1 protein-coding gene is annotated in these 483 nt (G+C 61.9%); it reads right to left on the bottom strand.

All coding sequences use genetic code 11. The annotated features are described in order from the left end of the window. Positions 1-483, bottom strand: a 483-nt coding sequence (locus EXE45_RS20000; protein ID WP_158294331.1) for a hypothetical protein, incomplete at both ends; no start/stop codon positions are given.

Raw genomic sequence — 483 nt, 5'->3', positions numbered from 1 at the left:
GCCGATGTCTCCGCAGTCACGATCGCTTCAACGGTGTCAACCACCCCCTCCCACAGGTTCTGGTAGCGGTCCGCTTGCCGCTGGGTCCTGGCGACATCATTTGAGAGCCCCGCTATCGATGTCTCCTGACGGAGTTGTGTGAGTGCCGCCGAGACCTGCTGGCTCACCGCCCGAATGAACGATTCCAACGTCTCATCCCGTTCGTCAACGACGACGCTCAACAGACTCGTATCACCGAGCTGTGTGACGAGTGCCTGCTTCTCGGCCGCGTCGCCGGCGTCGATAACGGCGTCGGCCGGGAGCCAGCACGTGTCGGACTCGGTGAACGCTCGCCAGAGATCCGTCTCGCCCGGGTGAATTCGCTGTCGGCTACGTGATTCAGAGTTGTCTCCCGCAGTCGCAAGCCGCACCAACTCCCCTTCTGACGTATTGCGGTCGTATATCGCGAGCTCGTCAGCTGTTACCACATCGGCGACCGCCTTG

The sequence above is a fragment of the Halorubrum sp. SP9 genome (assembly GCF_005435015.1).
Classification (GTDB): domain Archaea; phylum Halobacteriota; class Halobacteria; order Halobacteriales; family Haloferacaceae; genus Halorubrum; species Halorubrum sodomense.
The sequence above is the reverse complement of the archived record's forward strand: the minus strand, read 5'-3'. Positions and strand labels throughout refer to the sequence as shown.